Source organism: Flavobacterium sp., assembly GCF_035456085.1.
Classification (GTDB): domain Bacteria; phylum Bacteroidota; class Bacteroidia; order Flavobacteriales; family Flavobacteriaceae; genus Flavobacterium.
In genome coordinates, this window is record NZ_DATIDY010000212.1 from 1 (window position 1) to 3,392 (window position 3,392).

The 3,392-nt window shown below is 33.4% G+C and carries 3 protein-coding genes and 1 pseudogene; all 4 read right to left on the reverse strand.

Features of this window, described 5'->3' with window-relative positions; translation table 11 throughout:
* A partial coding sequence (locus VLC96_RS19135; protein WP_491700821.1) for a PAAR-like protein occupies window positions 1-167 on the reverse strand: 167 nt, incomplete at its 3' end.
* Between the two features lie 12 nt (window positions 168-179).
* Window positions 180-1,349: a hypothetical protein gene (locus VLC96_RS16260; protein WP_325264606.1), complete on the reverse strand. Its 1,170-nt coding sequence runs from the start codon at window positions 1,347-1,349 to the stop codon at window positions 180-182.
* Window positions 1,350-1,458: 109 nt separating this feature from the next.
* Complete coding sequence (gene atpG, locus VLC96_RS16265) at window positions 1,459-2,322, reverse strand: ATP synthase F1 subunit gamma (RefSeq protein ID WP_325264608.1); 864 nt, start codon at window positions 2,320-2,322, stop codon at window positions 1,459-1,461.
* Between the two features lie 88 nt (window positions 2,323-2,410).
* A pseudogene (locus VLC96_RS16270) lies at window positions 2,411-3,392 on the reverse strand (F0F1 ATP synthase subunit alpha); the annotation flags it as partial.

Sequence of the window (3,392 nt, forward strand, 5' to 3'; positions counted from 1 at the left end):
GTCTGTCCAATTTCTTTGGTGGTAGCAATTAGTTTTTCTGAACCTTCTTTATCATTTCCAAAATGTTTTTTGTGTGATTTGACTTTTATCTTATCGGTCTTAGACGGATCTTCACTAAACTTGCATTTGCAAGTGGCTCCCTGTACTACAAAATGTTTTTCGCTCATAATTTAGGTTGTTTAAAATTGCCACCACTTTTTTTGAGGCTGGGTTTCTTCGATAAATAATTCCTGTTTTGGCTCGGTACTTATTTTTTCTTTGTCATTTAGGTTAGATATAGTAACTGTATATTTCTGAGGTGTATCTAATGCCAAATTGCAACTGCAAAAAATAGATTCAGGCATGTGATTTAAAGGATTCAAAAAATATTTGCCCCAGTAATCACCTGAAACCTTTTGATCTGAATATTCTCTTACGGGTAAACTTAATTCATTTTCAAAATCGGTTTTGGTTCGTTCGTCATTGAGTTTTCCATTGATGTTGATTACTAAAAAATTATCAATGTCAAAACGATCGTCTAATTTTTGATTCACGAGATAGTTTAAATTTTCAGTTTTAGCCAGAAAAGGAAACTCAATTTCTTTTTGAATTAATAGAGTGGGAGGATATTGAACATGGAGTCCGTTAAAAAAAGCATTTAGAAACCAGTCTTTCGAAAGCGAAAGAAACAAAGTGTCACTGTTTTCTAAGTTTTTATCGTAAATAGAAAGATACTTTTCGACATGATCTCCTTTATAATATTTCAGGATTTGTTTTTTTGTTTCCTGCCAGCGCTCTTCAATTTGGTTAAAATTATTGATATAAACCCATTTTCCGTTTTGGTCTACAACAACTAATAAAGGGTATAAGGCAGCTGAAGCTTTTTCGGCAATTTCTTCAGCCATACTGTCAGCAGCTGTATCGTTAATGTAAATATTTCCGATGCGGTCTACTTCAAAAAAGTAAAAATTATTTTCGCTTCGTCCTTTCCAATTGACATTTATTTTCTGCTTTATAGTCGTTAATACTTCGCCATTTTCTATGGTATAAAGAACACCATATGTATTGTTGATTTGTGGATTAGCTAGCGAAAGAGAAAAAGCACCGTCTCCTTGATGTATTTTTTTTCTGCTTTTTTCTTTTTCATCATCGGTAAGTTCGACTTGCAACGGAGCTAAAATTACATATTCAAGGTGAGACGGAAAATCAGCCTCAATTAAATCTTTTATCGATGGGCAAAATCTATTATGATAACTTCTAAGGAAAGAGGGATCAATACCTAGTTGCATTGCTACGCTTAGTAATGTATCTCCCTTTTTAATTTTGTATGTTAAATAGTCTTCATATGAAGGCTCTGCAATGAAAAGCATATTTCTAATTGTCTAAGAGACAAATATAAGTTTTTTCTCAAAATATTTAAATTTTAAATAAAAAAAAACCGACAATTTCTTGTCGGTTCTTTTTGTGTTCTTAATTATATTAACCTTTTAAAGCCTCTGCTCCACCAACGATTTCTAAGATTTCGTTTGTAATAGCAGCTTGACGCGCTTTGTTGTAAGTTAATTTCAATTGATCTCTTAAAGCTGTAGCATTATCAGTTGCTTTGTGCATTGCAGTCATACGTGCTCCGTGTTCTGAAGCAAATGAGTCGCGCACACCTTTGTACAATTGTGTTTTTAATGCTTTTGGAATTAATGTCATTACAATCTCTTCTTTTGCAGGCTCAAAAATATAATCTCCACTAGAAGAAGTTGATTTATCAGATTGAATAGGCGCCAATGGCAAAAACTGCTCTGTAATTACTATTTGAGTAGCTGCATTTTTAAATTGATTGTAAACCAATTCAACTTTATCGTATTCTCCTGAAACAAATTTTTGAGTTATTGTTTTAGCAATTTCGGCAACATTCTCAAAAGTTAAATGATCAAAAACCGAGCTTTTGTTGTCAACAACAGTACAAGTTTTAGATAAAACATCGTTTCCTTTTTTACCAATAGCAAAAACATCTACTTGTTTTCCTGCATAATACTCAGTACGATTTTTAACTTCCTTAATTACATTAGAGTTAAATGCTCCACACAAACCTCTGTTAGAAGTTATTGCAACAATTAAAACTTTTTTTACTTCACGTTGTGTAGTAAATTCACCTCCAACATCACCTTCAAGCGAAGCTGAAAGATTTTGTAATAATTCCGTTAATTTTTCGGCATAAGGGCGCATGGCTGTAATCGCATCTTGTGCTTTCTTTAGCTTTGCTGCAGAAACCATTTTCATTGCCGATGTAATCTGCATCGTTGATGAAATGGAAGTAATTCTATTACGGATTTCCTTTAAATTTGCCATTTGTTAAGTAGAAAATGTGATAATTTGAGAATTAGATAATTAGAATAAGCAAAACCTTTTCTAATTATCTAATTCACGAATTATCGAATTAGTTATATTTCGCTGAAATTTCTTTTGCAACAGCTTCAAGTACATCAGTAATCTCGTCTGTTAATTTTCCTGCTTTCAAAGCATCAAGAGTAGCTCTGTGTTTTGCGTTTAAGAATTCTAAATAATCTTTTTCAAATTCTTTTACTTTATTTACAGGAACATTTCTCAATAAGTTTTTAGATCCAGCATAGATAATCGCGATTTGATCTTCTACAGTATAAGGATCATTCAAACCTTGTTTTAAGATTTCAACGTTTCTTTTTCCTTTTTCAATTACATTCAATGTAACAGCATCAAGATCAGAACCAAATTTAGCAAACGCTTCTAATTCACGGAATTGCGCTTGATCTAATTTTAAAGTACCTGATACTTTTTTCATTGATTTAATTTGAGCATTACCTCCAACACGAGATACAGAAATACCTACGTTGATCGCTGGGCGAACCCCTGAATTAAACAAATCTCCATCCAAGAAAATTTGACCATCAGTGATCGAAATTACGTTTGTTGGGATATATGCTGATACGTCACCTGCTTGAGTTTCGATAATTGGTAAAGCTGTTAAAGAACCTCCACCTTTTACAATTCCTTTTAAAGAATCTGGCAAGTCATTCATGTCTTTAGCAATACTATCATCTGCAATTACTTTACAAGCACGCTCTAATAAACGAGAGTGTAAGTAGAAAACGTCTCCAGGGTATGCTTCACGTCCCGGTGGTCTTCTTAATAAAAGAGAAACCTCACGGTAAGCAACAGCTTGTTTAGAAAGATCATCATAAACAATCAAAGCTGGACGACCAGAGTCTCTAAAATATTCTCCAATTGCAGCACCTGCCATGGGAGCATAAACTTGCATTGGAGCAGGATCAGAAGCATTTGCAGCTACGATCACTGTATAAGCCATTGCTCCTTTTTCTTCTAAAGTTTTTGCAATTCCAGCAACTGTAGAAGCTTTTTGTCCAATAGCTACATATATACAA